Genomic DNA, 18,482 nt, shown 5'->3' with positions numbered 1-18,482 from the left:
CGGTGGAGTCCGTCGTTCTGGTGCTCACCGCGTTGGAGGACGTCACCGCGGACCGGGTCATCGAGGCTCTGAACGAGCGCGGTACGGCTGTCGTACGCGTTGATCCGGGGGATGTCGGGCCGGGCCTTGTCTTCGGGTTTCGGCTCGGGCCGAGCGGTGGCTCGACGTGGGGTGGGAGGTTGCGTACTGCTGCCGGCCGGGAGGTGGATGTGGGGGCCGTGACGGCCGTCTACTGGCGCCGGCCGACCCCGTACGCTGCTCGCTTCCAGCAGTTGCCCCGGCAGTCGCGGGAGTTCGCCGTCGCCGAGGCGCGTCATGGGCTCGGGGGTGTGCTTCACAGTCTGCGGGGTGCGTTGTACGTCAACCACCCGTCCGCCGTGGCCCGGGCCGACTTCAAGCCCGCCCAGCTCCGGAGGTTCGCAGCTCTCGGTCTGCGTGTTCCTGCCACCCTGGTCACCAATGACGTGGAGGAGGCTCGGAAGTTCGCGGCCGAACACGGGCGCGTCGTCTACAAGTCGTTCCGTGGGCTGCCGGAGGGCGAGGACGGCTGTGCCGGGGCGATCTGGGCGCAGCGCATCGAGCCCGGTGCTCTGGACGACTCGGTCGTGGTGACCGCGCATCTCTTTCAGGCCGAGATTCCCAAGAGCGGGGATGTGCGGGTCACCGTGGTCGGGCGTCGTGTCTTCGCTCAGCGGATCAGCACGCCGGACGGTGCGTTGGACTGGCGGCGGGGGGACTGGGGCCTTCTCGTCCACGCCGTCGTCGCCGTGCCCGAGTCCGTTCGGGCCGCTCTGCACAGCTACTTGGCCTCGTTCGGGCTGGTCTTCGGCTGCTTCGACTTCGCGCTCACCGGTGACGGGACGGCCGCGGAGGACTGGTGGGCGATCGAGTGCAATCCGAACGGGCAGTGGGGCTGGCTGCCGGATGCCCCGGCCATCGCCGACGCGTTCGCCGAGATCCTGAGTAGAGAGGAAGTCGAGGACCATGACGACGCCGAATGACTTTGGAAGCGGCAATGCCGTTCTGCTTCGGCGGAGGCTGGCGAAGGAACTCGCGCGGGACGGGTCGGTGAGTGATCCGCGGTGGCTGGCCGCGGTGGAAGAGGTGCCTCGGCATCGGTTCGTGCCGGGGTTCTATCTGCCGGTCGACGAGACCGACGCGCACGGGCTGACGGTGTGGGAGCCGGTCACCGCCGAGCTCGACCACGGCAGGTGGCTGGCCGCCGCGTACTCCGATGCCACACTGATCACCCAGTTCGACGAGGCGGAGCCGGATTGGAGTGCGCCCCGGGCGCGGCACGGCGGGGCGCCGACCTCCTCCGCCACCCTGCCCTCGCTCGTCCTGCGGATGTGGGCCGATGCCGAACTACGGCAAGGAGACACCGTGTTGGAGATCGGCACCGGCAGCGGCTACTCCACCGCGCTGGCCTGCGAGCGTCTCGGGTCCGCCGACGTCACGAGCATCGACGTCGATCCGGACCGGCTGGCGGTCGCGGCGGACGCGCTGTACGGCTGCGGCTACACGCCGACCCTGGCCGTGGCCGACGGGCGGTACGGCTACTGGCCCGAGGCACGCTTCGACCGGATCGTGGCCGCCTGCTCCTTCCGTTCCGTGCCGGGCGCGCTCGTCGCGCAGACCCGGCCGGGCGGGAAGATCCTGCTCACGCTGTCGGGGTGGTTGTACGGCTATGCGCGCGTCCTCCTCACGGTCGCGGATGACGGTACGGCGGAGGGGCCGCTGCTGCCGGGCACCGTCTCCTTCATGTCGGTCCGGGCGCACGCCGCTCCGGCCTTCGGGAACCCCGCTCACTGGACAGCGGGGTTGCCGGAGAAGGCCAGGGCGGCGCGGTACGGTCCCGAGCGGATCACGGCCTCGAATCCGGAGGCGTTCCATCTGCGTTTTCTTGCCCAGTGCGCGGTTCCCGACGCCCAGATGACGACCGTGGGAAAGGTCGTGCACCTGGTCGACGTCGTCCATGGCTCTGCCGCGTCGCTCACGCCTTGCGACGGTGGGTGGGAGGTGCGGGAGGCCGGGCCTGTGCGGTTGTGGGAGCGCGTCGAGGAGGTCGTCGACGCCTTCGACTCTGCCGGGTGTCCGGGACCGGAGTCGTTCAGGCTGCGGGTGCGCGGGAGGGAGCAGAGACTGGTCCACGCGCAGGTGTCCGGTCTTGAGTTGCCGGGGGCTTGAACTGCTTCTGGGGGTGGGGCCCGGTATCGAGGTGAACGTGCCGAACTGTTGGCTGCAAGGTGCCCCGACCGCCCGCTTCTTCGGCAGTGTCGTGCTTCCGTGAGCCGAGTAAAGGGCGCTCCCGCTCCGCTGCGCTCCGCGTCCGCGTCGGCTGGCGCCGATCGGCCTTCGGCCGACCCTTGACTCAGCTCACTCCAGCACGGGGAAGAAGCGAGCGGGCGGCCGGGAAGGGCGGGGTGGGGCTTGCGTTGGACGGCCCTTGGGCGGGTTGCGAGGGGCCGTGGGTGGGGAGTTGGCGGGGCCGGGGTGAAGCTGGGGCTGCTTGGGAAGAGGCCGGCCGGTGCGGAGGACGCGATGAGGTGGTGGGGGGCGGGGCAGGCGTCCGGGCCGTGGAGGAGGCGGGTCAGAACTGGAAGGGGCCCGGGGACAACGGGAAGACCGCCTCGCAGGAGAATCTAATGCCGTACATCTGGAAGGTCAGCTCCTGCCCGTAGGCGTCCAGGCTCTCGCCGGGTTCGACCGTGCCCGGGAGCGGGCCGAGGACGATCGGGTCGCCTGCGGAGAGGGGAGGGTTCACAGTTCCCGCGAGGAAGACCGGCCGTCCGGTGTTGATGTCGTCGAGCTTCAGGGTCGAGGAGATGCTGTACCACGGGACGGCGAGGGGGGCGGTCACGGAGAGCTCGATGGTGATCGTCACGAACGTACCGGTCTGAGTGGCCGTCAACTGGCCGTCGGCCCAACCTAGGAGGCCGCAGTCGTACTGAGTCATGGCCTGCGTCGGGGTGACCGCGGCTGCCCCGGGGGCCAGTGCCACGGTACCGGCCAGCAGAGCGGCGCAGGCCGTGGTGGCGGTCACCGCTGCGCGTAACTTCCGCTTCGTGCGGCTCGGACATCTCGTGCGTCTCGCGAGTCTCATGGCTTGGCTCCTCCTGAAGGAGACTTCACAGTCCTGACGTGTCGTCAGGTGGTGGCCCACATTGACGCTCAGGCAGCACGAGAAGGCAAGCGGCGGCGGACGCGGACGCGGTGTTCACGGGAGCTTCGTTCGCCCGACGGTGTCCTTCACCGATCCTCCGTACACTCAAGTGCCCTGTTTTCAACCGAGGTTGACTCCGGTTCGCCCCGAGGAGGATCATCCGCTTCCGGGCGTCGACGGGCCGAGCCCCGCGTAGGTCGCGGAGCCGTGCGCATACCGGCGCGGTTGATGAACCGATGTCCCGTCGTACGCATCCTCCATTCCGCCATTCGATCCTCCGAGGTTCGGGGACTTTTTCATGAGCACAAGGAATTCCAGACGTCCGGTCCTGTTGACCGCCGTCGCCACGCTCGCTGTCGCGGGTGGAGCGGCCGTGCCGGTGCCGGCGCTGGCCGACGGTGGGGCCGCGGACGCGACGACCACGTTGCAGCAGGAGTTCACGGCCGCCGCCGACGCGTACCACGTGCCGCGTCAGGTGCTGCTGGCGGTGGCGTACCAGGAGTCGGCCTGGGACACGCACGCCGGGGAGTACAGCACGGACGGCGGCTACGGGCCGATGCATCTGACGGACGTCACTCCGGCGATGATGGCCGGCGGCGACGCGGGCGCGGCGGGGCGTGCGGATCTGGCGAAGCTGGCCGCCGATCCGGCGCTGCACACCCTGCAGGCCGCGGCGAAGCTGACCGGGCTGTCGGCCGAGGAGTTGCGCGAGGATCCGTCGGCCAACATCCGTGGCGGCGCGGCGCTGCTCGCGTCGTACCAGAAGGCCGCCGTCGGGTCCGTCTCGGCGGATCCCGGCAACTGGTACGCGGCGGTGGCCCGTTACAGCCAGTCCGACGAGCGGCAGGGGGCGGCGGCCTTCGCCGGGCGGGTGTTCGCCACCATCGAGAAGGGGGTCGGCCGCACCACGGCCGAGGGCGAGCACGTACGTCTGGCGGCCGACAGCGATGTCGAGCCGGTCACCGGTCAGTTGAAGGTCCTGGATCTGAAGTCGACGGACACGACGGACACCGAGTGCCCGGCCACCGTCGCGTGCACCTTCGTCCCGGCGGCGGCGTCCAACGGGCAGGTCTCCAACCGGCCCGCCAACGGCATCCGGATCGACAGCATCGTCATCCACGACACCGAGACCTCGTACGACACCGCCGTCAGCCTCTTCCAGCAGGCGGGGGGCTCCGCCGCGCACTACGTCATGCGGTCCTCCGACGGCGCGGTGACGCAGATGGTGCCCACGAAGGACCTCGCCTTCCACGCGGGCAACTACTCCACCAACATGCACTCGATCGGCATCGAGCACGAGGGCTACGCCGCGCACGGCGGCACCTGGTACACGGAGGCGCAGTACGAGGCCACGGCCGAGTTGGTCGAGTACCTCGCCGACCGGTTCGGCATACCGCTGGACCGCGAGCACATCATCGGGCACGACAACGTCGCCGGGCCGAAGTCGTCCCTCGTCTCCGGCATGCACTGGGACCCGGGTCCGTCCTGGGACTGGAACCACCTGATGCGCCTGCTCGGCGTGCACACCGGGCGGCACGGCGTCGGTCCTGTCGGCTCGGTGGTCACCATCGCCCCCCGGTTCGACGAGAATCTGCAGACCGTGCAGATCTGCCCCTCCGACGACCCGACCGGCGCCACCACCGCGTGCACCGAGACGCAGCAGGCGTCGGACTTCGTCTACCTGCGCACCGAACCCAGCGACACCGCTCCCCTCTTCGGGGACCAGGCGCTGCACCCCGGCGCGGCCGGCACCGACCGGATCAATGACTGGGGCAGCACGGCGGCGGCCGGACAGCAGTTCGTCGTCGCCGGGCAGGACGGCGACTGGACGGCCATCTGGTACGGCGGCTCGAAGGTGTGGTTCTACAACCCGCACGGGTGCAACACCGCGCCCGCCCACGGGGTGAAGGTGATCGAGGCGGCCGGCACCTCATCGGTGGCGGTGTACGGCTCCAGCTACCCGGATGCCGCCGAGTACCCCGCGGGTCTGTCGCCGTCGACGCAGGCCGCGCTGAGCATGTACTCCGTCCCGGCCGGTCAGGCGTACGTGGCCACCGTGGCGCCGTCCCTCACGGACGACTTCTTCCCGTCCAGCGGCACGGTCGTCACCGGCGCCAAGGCGATGTACACCATCCAGTACAACCACCGGGTCGCCCTGGTGTATGCCGCGGACGTCACGGCTACGGACGGCTGACGGTCCGCCGACCGCACACCGACGCACGCGCATGTGGTGCCCAGGAGGTTCCGGCCTCCTGGGCACCGTGCGTCAGCGGTCGTCGCGCGCGGCGAGCCGCTTGGTGATCTCGGTCTTGACCGTCTCGTGGAGTTCCTCCGGCGTGAAGCCGAGGTCGCGGAGGATCTGGGCGGCCGGGCTCTCCGTGACGCGGATCAGGCCCAGGAGTGTGTGTTCCGTGCCGACCCAGTCGTGGCCGAGGACGGTCGATGCGCGGCGGGCCTGACTGATGGCCTCCTTGCTCTCCTCGTGGAACGGGATGTGGCCCCGCAGGGACTTCTCCCCGGCCGGCGGGAGTGCTTCCTGGATGGCGTCGCGGATGCGTTGTTCCGACTCGGTCTTGGCGACCAGCACCTCGTAGGCCAGGCCCTGCGGTTCGCCGAGCAGGCCGAGGAGGAGGTGTTCGGTGCCGATGGAGTCGTGCTTCAGGGTGCGGGCGGCCTCCTGGGCCAGCACGATGCTGTGCCGGTTGAGGTTGGTGAACCGCTCGAACGCTGCGGGCGCGTGGCGCTGCTGGGCGGCCTGCTTGGACACGCCGATCGCGTCGCCGATCTGGGTCCACGACGCGCCGACCTGCTTGGCCTTGCTGACGTAGTGGTCGATGAGCTGGTCACCGAGGTCGGACAGGGTCTGGGCGCGCAGGCGGGCCTCGCTGATGCGGGCCAGTTCGCCGGCTTCGGGGAGTTCCTCGTCGAGACGGGCGATCAAGTCGGCCAGGCTGATGTCGAGTGGGCTCATGCGTCAATCTTAAGTTGACGATCCGTGAGCGTCAACTAGTAATTGACGATTTGCTCGGGAGGGGCCGCACGGGACGGGTCGGCCCCCGCTGCTCCAACTCGTCTTCGGCATCGACTGCTTGAGAGCGGCCCCGGTGTCAGGATGAGGGCATGACGACTATCCACGGGGAAGTGGCCGACGGGTTCGAAGGTGTGCGGGAGGCGTTCCGCGCCAACTTTGCGGAGCGGGGGGATGTCGGGGCCGCTGTCTGCGTGTACCGGGACGGGCGGCCCGTGGTGGATCTGTGGGGCGGGGTGGCCGATCCGGACACCGGGCGGGAGTGGGAGCGGGACACCTTGCAGCTCGTGTACTCCGCGACCAAGGGCGCCACCGCCACCGTTGCTCATCTGCTCGCCCAGCGGGGGGAGTTGGATCTCGATGCGCCGGTTGCCGAGTACTGGCCCGAGTTCGGGGTGGAGGGGAAGACGGAGATTCCGGTGCGGTGGCTGCTGTCGCACCGGGCCGGGGTGGTGACCGTCGATCCGCCGGTGCCGGTGGGTGACGCGCTGCGCTGGCAGCCGATGGTCGACGCCCTCGCCGTACAGCGGCCGGAGTGGGAGCCGGGGACCGCGCACGGGTATCACGGGCGGACCTTCGGGTGGCTGGTCGGGGAGGTTGTACGGAGGGTCTCCGGGCGTACGCCGGGGCGGTTCTTCGCCGAGGAGGTCGCCGGGCCGCTGGGCCTCGACTTCTTCATCGGGCTGCCGGCGGCCGAGCGCGGGCGGGTCAGCCGGATGGTGTACCCGAAGCCGGAGGTCGATCTGAGCACCGTACCGCTGGACCTCGTGCCGCCGGAGGCAAGGGAGTTCGTCGCCGCGCTGCAGGATCCGCAGTCGTTGAGCAACAGGGCGTTCACCGTCACCGACCCCGCCGAGATCGACTTCAACTCGGCCGAGGTGCAGGCCGCGGAGCTGCCCGCCTCCAACGGCATCGGCACCGCGCGCAGCCTCGCCCGGATGTACGCCGCGCTGATCGGGGACGTGGACGGGGTACGGCTCTTCAGCCCTGAGACGCTTGCGTCGGCGACCGCGGAGCAGGCCGGCGGGGTGGACAAGGTCATCATGCTGCCGATCCGGTACGCCTCCGGGTACATGCTGCCCGTCGAGACGAACCCCCTGACCGGGCCCCGCGCCTTCGGCCACCCCGGGCGCGGCGGATCGCTGGCCTTCGCCGACCCCGAGCACGGCATCGCCTTCGGGTACGTCATGAACAGCATCGTCGAGGGGGCCGAGGACACGCGGGCGTCGGCTCTCGTGGAGGCAGTGCGAGCCGCGTTGTGACCGGGTGAGTCCGCCCAGGGGGACCCATCCCGACCGTCCTGGGTGCACGAGCGTACGTGCGCCCAGGACACCTTCAGAGACACCCGTCAGCGGAACGCCGCCACGTTGCGCCCCACCCACCCCCCGAACCCGCCCGCCGGGCGCCCCAGCACGGTCTCCACGTCCGCGCTGATCCGCAGCTCCGCCAAAAGCGGCGCCCCCAGGACGTCCAGCGTGCCCGTGACCGCCTCCTCCGGCATGAAGCGGGCCATGGCCGCCTGGGCCTCCTCGCGCGGGAGCTCCACCAGCGTCACCTCCTCGCCCAGCGCCGCGGAGACGGCCGCCGTCTGCTGACGCGGGCTGATGAGTTCCGGGCCGGTCAGCTCGTACACGCGGCCCCCGTGGCCGTCCTCGCGGAGCGCCGTCGCCGCCACCGCCGCGATGTCCGCCGGGTCCACGACCGGGAGGGCCACGTCGGCGAACGGGGCGAAGACCGTGCGCTTGGCGCGGATCGTGTCGGCCCATGCGAAGGCGTTGGAGGCGAAGCCGCCGGGGCGCAGGATCGTGAAGTCGAGGCCCGACGCGCGTACCGCCGCCTCGAACTCGCGCAGGCGGGCGTGCGAGGCCGCCTCCGGGCGGGTCGCGCTGACCTGGGAGGAGACCAGGACGACCCGTTCGACGCCGGCGTCCGCGGCCGCCCGGAGCAGGAGCTTCGGGTCCTCGCCCCGAGCGTTGAGTTCGCCGCCCAGGACGATGAACAGGGCCCGGGCGCCGGCCAGGGGTGCCCGCATGCTCGCCGCGTCACCGACATGGGCCTCGGCCCATCGGACACCGGGCCGCCCACCGGACGCCTGCCGGGGGTGCCGGGACACCGCTACTACCTCCTCCGCCTCCGCCCCGTCCTCCCCCGCCTCGGTCAGCAGGTCCACCAGCGTCCGGCCGATGTTGCCGGTCGCGCCCGTCACTGTGATCATCGAATCCCCCTGAGTGAGTTAGTTAGCTGACTTACATCGCTGTCTCAGACGCTAGCACGGTCCAACCCTGCGTTGTCTATAGTTAGTTGGGTGACCAACTCAGTGGACCGGCGGGCGCGGGCGTCGCAGAAGCGGCAGCGGCTGATGGCGGCGGCCGCCCGGGTCCTGCACGAGCAGGGCGTCGAGCGCACCACCCTCGCGGACATCGCGCGGGAGGCCGACGTCCCCGTCGGGAACGTCTACTACTACTTCAAGACCAAGGACGAGCTGGTCCAGGCCGCCCTGTCCGAGCACACCGCGCATCTCGACGAACTCACCGGCGTACTCGACCAGTTGCCCGATCCGCGCGACCGGCTCAAGGGGCTGGTCCGGGCGTGGGTCGAGCAGCGTGACGTCGCCGCCCGGTACGGCTGTCCCACCGGGACCCTGGCCGCCGAGCTCGGCAAGCGCACCGACGGGACCCTCGACGCCGAGACCGGCGCGGTGATCCGGCGGCTGCTCGACTGGGCGGCGCGGCAGTTCCGGGAGATGGGGCTGTCCGGCGCGGACGGCGGCGCGGACGGCGCGGACGGCGTCGACGGCCCGGATGACCTGGCCCTCACCCTCGTCGCCGGCTACCAGGGCATGTCACTTCTGGCCAACGCCCTGCGCGACCCGGACGTCATGATCCGTGAAGGTGACCGTCTCCTCCGCTGGCTCGATTCGCTCCAGTGAGCCTCCCCTGAGAATCCTTTGAAACATTTTCCCGGCCCACCGCATCAATGAAGTGAGCGGCAGAGCGCCGGGAGCGGGGGACGGGGGAGCGTGCGGATGAGTCAGAGAGCTGGGGAGGACTACGCCGAGTTCGCCGCGGCACGCGCCGGGCATCTGTACCGGTCCGCCTGCCTGCTCACCGCCGGGGACACCCATCTCGCGGAGGACCTGGTGCAGGAGGCCCTCGGGCGGATCTACGTCCGCTGGGGCCGGGTCTCCCGCGTCGGGAACCCCGCCGGGTACGCGCAGACCGTCCTCACCCGGACCTTCCTCGCCCACCGGCGGCGGTTCAGCAGCAGGGAGCGGGCCCGGGACTCGTTCCCGGAACTGGCCGACACCGGCGCCGATACCGGCGGCACCGATCCCTCGTTGCGGCTGACCCTCCTCGACGCGCTGGCGCGGCTGCCCGCCAAGGACCGGGCCGTGGTCGTCCTGCGGTACTGGGAGGACCGGTCGGTGCACGAGACCGCGGACGCGCTCAACATGAGCTCGGCCGCCGTCCGTACGCGGTGCGTGCGCGCCCTCGCGCGGTTGCGCGAGCTGCTGGGCGAGGACCTCGCCGAGTACGCCCGCTCCTGACCTCGCTCCTGACCTCAACCTTGTGGAAACGGTGGTTCGTCATGCCCGTGGAGCAGCGGCACAACGACAGCGACAACAGCAGTGGCAACGCCTTCGAGATGCGGCTCTCCGCCGCCCTGCACGACGCCGGCGACACCTTCGACACCGACCGGGGCACGCTCGTCGCCGCCGGTACGGTGCGGGGGCGGCGGCTACGGCTGCGACGGCGGACGGCCGTCCTCGGCGGCGCCGCCGGAGTCGCGCTCGCCGGTGTGGGCGGGGCCCTGCTGGTGCCCTGGAGCGGGTCGTCGGCGGGACAGCCGCGGCCCCCCTCCTCCGTGAGCACCACCCCGCACCCCACGTCCTCCCCCGCGACCCGCGCCGTCACCTCGGACGAGATGATCAGCACGCTGGAGAAGCTGCTGCCCAAGGGGACGTTCGGGAAGGCGGAGGGACGGGGTGTCGATGCGAGCGAGCCGTTGGTGGCGCCGTACGCGCAGGTCGTGTTCGACGACGGGCGCGGCGCGTCCGCCATCAGTGTCTCCGTGAACCGGGTGCTGCCGGGCGGGTACGACGCCCGCCAGGCCGTCCGGTGTCCGGACAAGGTCTTTACGCCGTACGACAGTTGCACCACCAGCCATCTGTCCGACGCGTCCGTCGTCACCGTGGTGAAGGGATACGAGTATCCCGACCGGCGGGTGGACACCAAGCTGTGGACCGCGAACCTCGTCACCCCGGACGGCCATCACGTCACCGTGAGCGAGTGGAACGCCGCCGCCGAGAAGGACGCGCCGATCAGCCGGGGCGAACCGCCGCTGTCCGTCGCCCAGTTGAAGACGCTGGCGGCCGCGCAGGAGTGGCGTGGGGTCGTCGACGCCATTCCGGAGGATCCCCGGCAGACCCAGGAACCGCCCATGGCGCAGGAGGACGGCAAGGCGATCCGGCAGACCCTCACCTCGCTCGTTCCGAAGGGGCTGAAGGTGGTGGCACACGGGAGCGATGACGACGACCAGTTCACCTACGTCGTGGTCGACGACGGCAAGGGGCGGAGTCTCGTCCAGATCAACGTGCAGCCGGACATGTCCGACGTCGCGGGGCAGCTGTTCGGGGCCGGGTCCGAGACCCTCGCCGACGGGACCATGGTCGCCGAGCGGAAGCAGCCCGGGGAGAAGGGCGGCGCCGGGGTCGTCATGTGGACCGTCGACACGATGCGCACCGACGGCTTCCGTGTGGTGATCAGCGCCTTCAACTCCGGGTCCCAGCAGAGTGCGGCGACGCGCGAGGCGCCGGCGCTGACGATGAAGCAGCTCCGCGCTATCGCGCTCAGCGCGAAGTGGCGGCCGTAGTTCGGGTGCGGGTGGGTGGGGGCTGGTCGCGCCCACGCGGCGGAGCCGCATATCGGCACAGCCCCGCGCCCCTTTCGGGGCGCTACAGTCGGCGCTTCTTCCCAGCTGCGGCCGCGTTAGCCTCGGGGAATCCAGGCAGAAGCAGCAGAGGCAGAAGGAGACACACATGGCCAGGGTTCCCAGTTCGGTGATCGCCGCGAGTGGGCTCGTCGGAGGGTACGGCGTGGCCCGGTGGACGAAGAAGCGGCCGCTGGGCGGGGCCGTGCTGGCCGTCGCCGGGGCCGCCGCCGCGCAGCAGTGGCGGCAGCGGGCGGGCGGGAAGGCCGCCGGGGCGCTGTCCGCCGCGTATGTCGCCGCGTTCGCCGGGTCGCATCCGCTGGCCAAGAAGGTCGGTGCATGGCCGTCCGTCCTCGGGGTGGCGGGCGCGGTGGCACTGGCGTCCTGGGCCGTCGCGGACCGCCGGGGCTGAATCCTTCTAGGTCGTGCTGCGGAACGCCCGCCGGTATGCCTGCGGGCTCGTGCCGACCACTCTGCGGAAGCGTTCCCGGAAGGCCGTCGGGGAGCCGAAGCCCGACTGGGTCGCGATGCGTTCGACGGGGTGGGCGGTGGTCTCCAGCAGGTGCTGGGCCCTGCGCACCCGCGCCCGGTGCAGCCACTGCAGCGGGGTCGTGCCGGTCTGGTCGCGGAAGCGGCGGTTGAGGGTGCGGGTGCTCATGCCGGCCCGCGCCGCGACCTCGTCCAGGGTCAGGTCCCGGTCGCAGTTGTCCTCCAGCCAGGCCAGGAGGGGCTCCAGGGTGGCGCCCGCGGGGGCCGGGGGCTGGTCGTGGACGATGAACTGGGCCTGGCCGCCCTCCCGTTCCAGCGGCATCACCGACATCCGGGCGGTGTGCGCGGCGACCGCCGAGCCGTAGTCCATGCGGACCATGTGCAGGCACATGTCCATGGCCGCGGCCGCGCCCGCCGAGGTCAGGAACTGGCCGTTGTCGACGTAGAGGACGTTCGGGTCCACCTCGATGGCCGGGTGCAGCGCGGCCAGGGTGTCGGCCGCGGCCCAGTGCGTGGTGGCGCGCAGGCCGTCGAGGAGGCCGGTGGCGGCGAGGACGAACGCCCCGACGCAGACCGACGCGATCCGCGTGCCGTTCGCCGCCGCCGCGTGCAGGGCTTCGGTGACTGCGGGCGGCAGGACGCAGGCGGGGTCCGCGACGCCCGGCACGATGATCGTGTCCGCCTCCGCGAGCGCGTCCAGCCCGTACGGCGCCCTGACCGTGAACGCGCCGCCCGCCGCGGTCACCTCGCCGGCCGGCCCGCACACCCGCACCCGGTAGGCGTCCCGGCCGTCGGGCAGCCGGGCCCAGCCGAAGGTGTCGATCGGCACGGTGAAGTCGGACGGGATGACCTGGTCCAGGACGAGTACGGCGACGGTGTGCATGGCAGGAAGGTAGCCGTTCGACGGGTTATCGCCAACGACGGGTTCCTGTCCACGGTGGATGATGGAGATGGGTGGCGAGAATCCGTCGAGGGGTGGCAGTATCGCCGCTTCTGCAAGATCCGCCGCCCGCCTACGGTCGACGCCGTGACCAAGTTCCTCCTCGCCGTCCATGTCCTCGCGGCGATCGTCGCGATCGGCCCCGTCGCCGTCGCCGCCAGCATGTTCCCGCCGGCCGCCCGGCGCGCCCTGGAAGCGCCGGACGACGTCCGGGCCGCCGAGACCCTTCGGCTGCTGTACCGGATCTGCCGGGTGTACGCCGTCGTCGGCGTCGTCGTCCCCGTGTTCGGGTTCGCCACGGCGAGCAACATGCACGTCCTGGGCAGCGCCTGGCTGATCACCTCGATCGCGCTCACCGCGCTCGCGGCGGTCGTGCTCGCCGCGCTGGTGCTGCCCCGGCAGAGTGCGCTGGTGGAGGGCGGCCCGGACGCCCGGACGCGGCAGGCCACCGTGCAACTGGCCATGTTCACCGGGGTGTTCAACCTCCTCTGGGCCGCCGTGACGGTGCTGATGATCGTGCGGCCGGGGTCGACGACCGGCGCCTGACCAGCGCCCGGCCAGCGCCTGACCCACGTCCGACCGGCGTCTGACCGGCGTCTGACCGGCGTCTGACCGGCTCCCGCGGTTTCTGTTATCGGGGCCGTGCCGGTTCGTCTCCCAGGGCATGCAGATGACTCGACAGATCAGCCGCCGGAGCATGCTGAAGGTCTCGGGAGCAGCGGCGGTGGGGGCCGCCGCGGGGGCCGTCTCGGGGAGCGGCACCGCGGTCGCCGGAGCCCAGGCCGCCGGGACCGGGGCCGCGTTCGCCCATCCCGGCCTGCTGCACACCCGTACCGACCTCGCCCGCATGGCCGCCAAGGTGAAGGCGGGCGCCGCGCCCTACACGGCCGGGTTCGCCCGGCTCACCGCCAACCGGCACGCGCAGAGCGGCTGGCAGGCGCGGCCGCAGGCCGTGGTGTACCGGGGCTCGGGCACCCCGGAGAACTACTCGCTCCTCTACAACGACATCCACGCCGCCTACCAGAACGCCCTGCGCCACCACGTGACCGGCGAGAGCGCGTACGCCGACACCGCGGTCGCCGTCCTCAACGCCTGGTCCGCCACCCTCACCGCGGTCAACGGTTCCGCCGACCGGTTCCTGGCCGCCGGCCTGTACGGCTACCAGTTCGCGAACGCCGCGGAACTCGTCCGGGACCACGGGGACTTCGAGCTCGCCCGCTTCCAGGAGATGCTGAGCAAGGTCTTCGGCGCGGTCAGCGACGACTTCCTCGTCCGGCACAACAACGCCGTCGTCTCCAACTACTGGACCAACTGGGACCTGGCCAACATGGCCTGTGTCCTCGCCACCGGCGTCTTCTGCGACGACCGCGCCCAAGTCGCCCGCGCCGTCGACTACTTCAAGCACGGCGCCGGGCTCGGCGCGATCAAGAACGCGGTTCCCGTCGTGTACGACGACGTGGACGCGGACGAGGGCGGGCTCGGCGAGTGGCTGGAGGCCGGGCGTGATCAGGGGCACGCGCTGCTCGGGGTCGGGCTCATGGGCACGTTCTGCGAGATGGCCTGGAACCAGGGGATCGACCTGTACGGGTACGACGACAGCCGGTTCCTCAAGGGGGCGCAGTACGTCGCCAAGTGGAACCTGGGCGGGCAGGTGCCGTTCACCGCGAGCACGCGGCGGAAGGGGGCGATCGGCGGGTGGTCGGGGAGCGAGACGGTGACGGCCGCGGCCGGCGTCGACCCGTCGATGATCCGGCCCATCTGGGCGATGATCGCCAACCACTACACCAAGCGGCGGGGCATGCCGGCGACGTACCTCACCCGGATCGCGGCCAAGGCGGCGCCGGAGGGCGGCGGCGGGGACTACGGGCCGAACAGCGGCGGGTACGACCAACTGGGCTTCGGGACCTTGACGTTCACGCGGGACCGGGCGAGCGGGGGGACGGCGGCGGGGGGTACGACGTCGACGTCGTCCTCGCCGAGCCCGGCGGCGTCCGGGTCCGCCTCGGCGTCGGTGTCGGGATCCGCCACCTCACCGGTCCCGGGCTCTGCTTCGGCATCGGCTTCGGCGTCGTCCGCGCCGTCGGCCATGGGCAAGGGCGGCGGCGACCTTGCCAGCACCGGGACCGGTGACATCGTCGCGTGGAGCGCGGGGGCGGGGATCACGGCGCTGGCCGGTGGGTTGCTGTTGCTGCGCAGGCGGGCGCGGGGCGGTCAGTAGCGGCGCCTTCCCGAGGCTTCTCCGGGGGTTTCCCCGGAGGGTGCCCCGCTCACGCGTCCACGGTGGCGAGCGACAGTGCCCAGAGGCGTTCGGCGGCGTCGGCGGCGAGCGCGAAGGGGGCCACGCCGCCGGAGGCGCCCGGCATCGCCTCGGACGTCAGTGTCTCCGCCTCGTTGCAGTCCTCGAAGTAGCGGCCGCCGATGCCCTCCAGCAGCGGGGAGGTCGCGACCAGCACGCTCGTCGCGGCACCCTGGGCGGTCGTCTTGAACCGGATCGACATGCCGAGGATCGAACTGGACTCGCCGGCCGCCGCGGCGGCGCGCAGCTGCGCGGCCTGCTCCGGGTCCATGTGGCGGGACAGGTCGGTCTCCATGATCACGCCGGGGTGGACGGCGTTCGCGGTGATCCCGTCGGCCGCCCAGTGGCTGGTCGCGCCGACCGCGAAGAGAACGTTGGCCGTCTTCGACTGTCCGTAGGCGAGCCACGGGTCGTACGGGCGGGAATCGAAGTTGATGTCGTCGAACACGACCGGCGAGGCGTGGTGACCGCTGGAGCTCAGCGACACGATGCGCGCGTTGCCGGCTGCCGCGAGGGCGTCGTGCAGGCCGTGTGCGAGCGCGAAGTGGCCGAGGTGGTTGGAGGCGAACTGGAGCTCCCAGCCGTCCGGGGTGCGGTCGAGCGTGGGCAGCGCCATCACTCCGGCGTTGTTGACGAGGATGTGCAGCGGTCCGGCCCAGGCTCCGGTGAAGGCCGCGATCGACGCCCGGTCGACGAGGTCGAGCCGTCCGACGTGGACGTCGTCGTTGCCGGTCGCCTTGCGGATGTCGGTCGCGGTGCGCTCGCCGGCGTCCGTGTTGCGGACCGCGAGCGTGACCGAGGCACCGGCGCCCGCGAGGGCCCGCGCGGTCTCGGCGCCGAGCCCGGAGGCGGCACCGGTGACGACCGCGTGATTGCCGGAGAGGTCGACGCCTTCGATCACCTCGGCTGCGGTCGATTCTTCTCCGAACGGTGTGCTAATGCGACGATTGTTGTTCATGGTCGCGATTATTGGATTCTGGTCGGCCGCCCGTCTCTCACCTGAACAGGTGAGAGCGACCCGCGCCTCACGCATTCAGGTGATGCACCCGCACGGCTCCCCCTGCGCATGATGCCGCCCGCAACAGCAGCGGGAAACGCGAGGGGACGACAACCATGAGCCCGACCGACGCACTCACCTACGACCTGTTCATCAACAACCCTCCGGCGCAGGACAACGGCCTGCTTCCGAACGGGGAACCGAAGCTCTTCTCCCCCGTCACCAGCACCCTGATCTCCGGCGCCGAGGACGCCGTGCTCACCGACCCGGGGTTCACCGCCGAGCAGGCGCAGGCGCTGGGTGACTGGGTCGCCGCCAAGAACCGGAACGTGACGGACATCTTCATCACGCACGGCCACGGCGACCACTGGTTCGCCGCCGGGCTGCTGGCGGACCGGTTCGGCGCACGCGTCGTGGCGACCGAGGGAACGATCGCCCAGATGCACGCCAACAACGCCGGTCGCCCGTACGTCTGGGACAAGGTCTACTCGGACATCCCGCCCTCCCCGGTGACCGCGGTGACCGTGCCCGACAACCGCTTCACCCTTGAGGGCAGGGATCTCGTCATGGTCGAGGTCGGGCACACCGACACCGAGGCGACCAGCGTCCTGCACGTGCCCGACCTCGCGCTCGTCGTGGCCGGTGACGTCATCTACAACGGCGCCCACCAGTACGTCGGCGAGGCCGTGCTCGCGGGCCTGGACTCCTGGCGCCGGGCGATCGACCAGGTCGAGGCGCTGAGCCCGCGCTCGGTCGTCGCCGGCCACAAGAAGTCCGAGCTCGACGACGACGCGGCGCGGACGATCACCGAGACACGGGAGTACCTGGACGTCGCCGAGGAGCTGATGGGCACCGAGAACAGCGCCGTCGACTTCTTCAACGCGATGATCGCCCGCTACCCGGACCGGATCGGGCGCACGGTTCTGTGGTCGATGTCCCAGGCCGTGTTCGGCATCCGGGAGCACCCCGGCGAGGACCCGGTCCAGTTCATCGCCGGCGGCTGGCTCTAGACCGCGGCACCCCCGGGCGCACCGCCTCCGGGCGCACCACCCGCGGGCGGACCACCGGGCGACGCACCACCCGGCGCGCCACCCGCCGCCGCGCCGCCCGCCGCACCGCCGGGCGGCGCGGCGGCCGTCAGCGGCCGGGCGATGTCCTCCAGCGGGCGGCGCTCCGCGTTCACCGCCAGCGCCACCGCCACCAGCCCCGCCGCGCACATCAGCCCGGCACCGATCTGGAAGGCCAGTACCGTGTCGGCCACCTCGCCCGTCCCCGTCAGGTCGGCGAAGAGGAGCGGCCCGCTGATGCCGCCGGCCGCCGTGCCCAGGGCGTAGAAGAAGGCGATGGACATCGCCCGCGTCTCCATCGGGAAGATCTCGGAGACGGTCAGATAGGCGCTGGACGCCCCAGCCGAGGCAAAGAAGAGGACCCCGGACCAGCACGCCGTCAGGGTTCCCGCGCTCAGCACGCCCCGGCCGAAAAGCCAGGCCGTCAGGAAGAGGAGCAGCCCGGACACGATGTACGTCGACGAGATCATCACCCTTCTCCCCACCGTGTCGAAGAGCTTGCCCAGCAGCAGCGGGCCGAGGAAGTTGCCGACCGCGATGACCACGAAGTAGTAGCCCGTGTCCCCCGTCGGCACGTCGAAGAACTTCGTGAGGATCGCGCCGAAGCCGAAGGTGATCGCGTTGTAGAGGAATGCCTGGCCGACGAAGAGGGAGAAGCCGAGGACGGCGCGGCGCCGGTAGTCGTGGAAGACCGTGCGGGCGATCTCGGCGAACGTGACGCTCTCGCGCTGGTGGATCACCAGCTCGCCGGCCGGCTCGGGCAGCGGGGCGCCCTTCTCGGCCGCCACCTGCCGCTCGATCGACGTGACGATCTCCTCCGCCTCCCGCTCCCGGCCGTGGATCAGCAGCCAGCGCGGGCTCTCCGGGACGTTGCGCCGTACCAGCAGGATGACCAGGCCGAGGACGACGCCCAGCGCGAAGGTCAGACGCCAGCCCACGTCCTTCGCCAGGAAGTCCGTGTCCAGCGCGACGATCGACAGCAGCGAGCCGCCCACCGCGCCCACCCAGAAGCTGCCGTTGATGATCAGGTCGACGCGGCCCCGGTAGTACGCCGGGATCAGCTCGTCGATCGCCGAGTTGATCGCCGCGTACTCGCCGCCGATGCCGAAGCCGGTCAGGAAGCGGAAGGTGAAGAACCACCAGGGGGCGAAGGAGAGCGAGGTCAGGGCGGTGGCGGCCAGGTAGACCGCCAGGGTGATCATGAAGAGTTTCTTGCGGCCGTGGCGGTCGGTGAGACGGCCCCAGAAGAGGGCGCCGACGCAGGCGCCGGCCACGTAGAGCGCCGCGGCGGTGCCGGTGACCTGGGAGGAGGAGATCGCGAGGCCGCTGCCCGGTTCGGAGAGGCGGCTGGAGATGTTGCCGACGACCGTGACCTCCAGGCCGTCCAGGATCCAGACCGTGCCGAGGCCGATGACGATCGTCCAGTGCCAGTGGGACCAGGGGAGCCGGTCCAGGCGGGCCGGGATACGGGTGGTGATCGTCCGGCCGCCCGCCGTCGTGTCCACGCCCGCATCCGCATCCGCACCCATCGCGCCTCCTCGGCCGGGAAAGGGAACCGCAACCCCGGCCGGGT

17 protein-coding genes are annotated in these 18,482 nt (G+C 71.3%); 11 read left to right on the top strand and 6 right to left on the bottom strand.

The window, feature by feature from the left end:
• Nucleotides 1-2: 2 nt before the first annotated feature.
• Both tgmB and tgmC read left to right on the top strand, forming a co-directional pair.
• Entirely contained in the window at nt 3-1,001 is a 999-nt protein-coding gene (tgmB, locus tag ACFWPQ_RS07550) for an ATP-grasp ribosomal peptide maturase (protein ID WP_384030929.1), read from the top strand.
• On the top strand, nt 985-2,187 hold the full coding sequence (gene tgmC, locus ACFWPQ_RS07545; protein WP_384030927.1) for an ATP-grasp peptide maturase system methyltransferase: 1,203 nt from the start codon (nt 985-987) through the stop codon (nt 2,185-2,187). The genes tgmB and tgmC overlap by 17 nt, the downstream gene beginning before the upstream one ends.
• A gap of 403 nt (nt 2,188-2,590) precedes the next feature.
• On the opposite strand, the gene ACFWPQ_RS07540 is transcribed toward tgmC, so the two are convergent.
• Nucleotides 2,591-3,043, bottom strand: coding sequence for a hypothetical protein (locus tag ACFWPQ_RS07540; protein WP_384030925.1), 453 nt, complete (start codon nt 3,041-3,043; stop codon nt 2,591-2,593).
• Between the two features lie 418 nt (nt 3,044-3,461).
• On the opposite strand from ACFWPQ_RS07540, the gene ACFWPQ_RS07535 reads away from it, so the two are divergent.
• A complete protein-coding gene (locus tag ACFWPQ_RS07535) occupies nt 3,462-5,357 on the top strand; it encodes an N-acetylmuramoyl-L-alanine amidase (RefSeq protein WP_384030923.1) in 1,896 nt (631 codons plus the stop codon).
• A gap of 72 nt (nt 5,358-5,429) precedes the next feature.
• Here the strand turns inward: ACFWPQ_RS07535 and ACFWPQ_RS07530 are convergent, their stop codons facing one another.
• Nucleotides 5,430-6,134 carry a Clp protease N-terminal domain-containing protein gene (locus tag ACFWPQ_RS07530; RefSeq protein WP_384030921.1) on the bottom strand — a complete coding sequence of 235 codons (705 nt, stop codon included), beginning with the start codon at nt 6,132-6,134 and terminating at the stop codon, nt 5,430-5,432.
• Between the two features lie 149 nt (nt 6,135-6,283).
• Between ACFWPQ_RS07530 and ACFWPQ_RS07525 the strand changes: the two genes are divergently transcribed.
• On the top strand, nt 6,284-7,453 hold the full coding sequence (locus ACFWPQ_RS07525; protein ID WP_384030919.1) for a serine hydrolase domain-containing protein: 1,170 nt from the start codon (nt 6,284-6,286) through the stop codon (nt 7,451-7,453).
• 86 nt (nt 7,454-7,539) lie between these two features.
• Here the strand turns inward: ACFWPQ_RS07525 and ACFWPQ_RS07520 are convergent, their stop codons facing one another.
• Entirely contained in the window at nt 7,540-8,406 is an 867-nt protein-coding gene (locus ACFWPQ_RS07520; RefSeq protein ID WP_384030917.1) for an SDR family oxidoreductase, read from the bottom strand.
• Between the two features lie 144 nt (nt 8,407-8,550).
• On the opposite strand from ACFWPQ_RS07520, the gene ACFWPQ_RS07515 reads away from it, so the two are divergent.
• The 4 genes from ACFWPQ_RS07515 (at nt 8,551) to ACFWPQ_RS07500 (ending at nt 11,532) form a co-directional block, all read left to right on the top strand.
• On the top strand, nt 8,551-9,120 hold the full coding sequence (locus ACFWPQ_RS07515; protein WP_384031373.1) for a TetR/AcrR family transcriptional regulator: 570 nt from the start codon (nt 8,551-8,553) through the stop codon (nt 9,118-9,120).
• Nucleotides 9,121-9,216: 96 nt separating this feature from the next.
• Entirely contained in the window at nt 9,217-9,738 is a 522-nt protein-coding gene (locus ACFWPQ_RS07510; RefSeq protein ID WP_384030915.1) for a SigE family RNA polymerase sigma factor, read from the top strand.
• A gap of 41 nt (nt 9,739-9,779) precedes the next feature.
• Nucleotides 9,780-11,063 (top strand): hypothetical protein, encoded by a 1,284-nt coding sequence (locus ACFWPQ_RS07505; RefSeq protein ID WP_384030913.1) that lies wholly within the window; start codon nt 9,780-9,782, stop codon nt 11,061-11,063.
• Between the two features lie 166 nt (nt 11,064-11,229).
• The gene (locus tag ACFWPQ_RS07500; RefSeq protein ID WP_355711324.1) at nt 11,230-11,532 is read left to right on the top strand and encodes a hypothetical protein; all 303 of its coding nucleotides are present in this window, start codon (nt 11,230-11,232) and stop codon (nt 11,530-11,532) included.
• A gap of 6 nt (nt 11,533-11,538) precedes the next feature.
• Here the strand turns inward: ACFWPQ_RS07500 and ACFWPQ_RS07495 are convergent, their stop codons facing one another.
• The gene (locus ACFWPQ_RS07495; protein WP_384030911.1) at nt 11,539-12,492 is read right to left on the bottom strand and encodes a GlxA family transcriptional regulator; all 954 of its coding nucleotides are present in this window, start codon (nt 12,490-12,492) and stop codon (nt 11,539-11,541) included.
• A gap of 144 nt (nt 12,493-12,636) precedes the next feature.
• Between ACFWPQ_RS07495 and ACFWPQ_RS07490 the strand changes: the two genes are divergently transcribed.
• Together ACFWPQ_RS07490 and ACFWPQ_RS07485 are read left to right on the top strand one after the other, a co-directional pair.
• Entirely contained in the window at nt 12,637-13,095 is a 459-nt protein-coding gene (locus ACFWPQ_RS07490) for a hypothetical protein (protein WP_384030909.1), read from the top strand.
• A 124-nt stretch (nt 13,096-13,219) separates the two neighbouring features.
• Nucleotides 13,220-14,767, top strand: coding sequence for an alginate lyase family protein (locus ACFWPQ_RS07485; protein WP_384031371.1), 1,548 nt, complete (start codon nt 13,220-13,222; stop codon nt 14,765-14,767).
• A gap of 49 nt (nt 14,768-14,816) precedes the next feature.
• On the opposite strand, the gene ACFWPQ_RS07480 is transcribed toward ACFWPQ_RS07485, so the two are convergent.
• Nucleotides 14,817-15,803, bottom strand: coding sequence for an SDR family NAD(P)-dependent oxidoreductase (locus ACFWPQ_RS07480; RefSeq protein WP_384030907.1), 987 nt, complete (start codon nt 15,801-15,803; stop codon nt 14,817-14,819).
• 155 nt (nt 15,804-15,958) lie between these two features.
• Here ACFWPQ_RS07480 and ACFWPQ_RS07475 point away from each other — a divergent pair, with 155 nt between their 5' ends.
• Nucleotides 15,959-16,852 carry an MBL fold metallo-hydrolase gene (locus ACFWPQ_RS07475; RefSeq protein WP_384030905.1) on the top strand — a complete coding sequence of 298 codons (894 nt, stop codon included), beginning with the start codon at nt 15,959-15,961 and terminating at the stop codon, nt 16,850-16,852.
• Here ACFWPQ_RS07475 and ACFWPQ_RS07470 read toward each other — a convergent pair.
• Nucleotides 16,849-18,438: an MFS transporter gene (locus tag ACFWPQ_RS07470; protein WP_384030903.1), complete on the bottom strand. Its 1,590-nt coding sequence runs from the start codon at nt 18,436-18,438 to the stop codon at nt 16,849-16,851. The genes ACFWPQ_RS07475 and ACFWPQ_RS07470 overlap by 4 nt on opposite strands.
• Between the last annotated feature and the right edge of the window lie 44 nt (nt 18,439-18,482).

The organism is Streptomyces sp. NPDC058464 (genome assembly GCF_042721035.1).
Classification (GTDB): domain Bacteria; phylum Actinomycetota; class Actinomycetes; order Streptomycetales; family Streptomycetaceae; genus Streptomyces.
The sequence above is the reverse complement of the archived record's forward strand: the minus strand, read 5'-3'. Positions and strand labels throughout refer to the sequence as shown.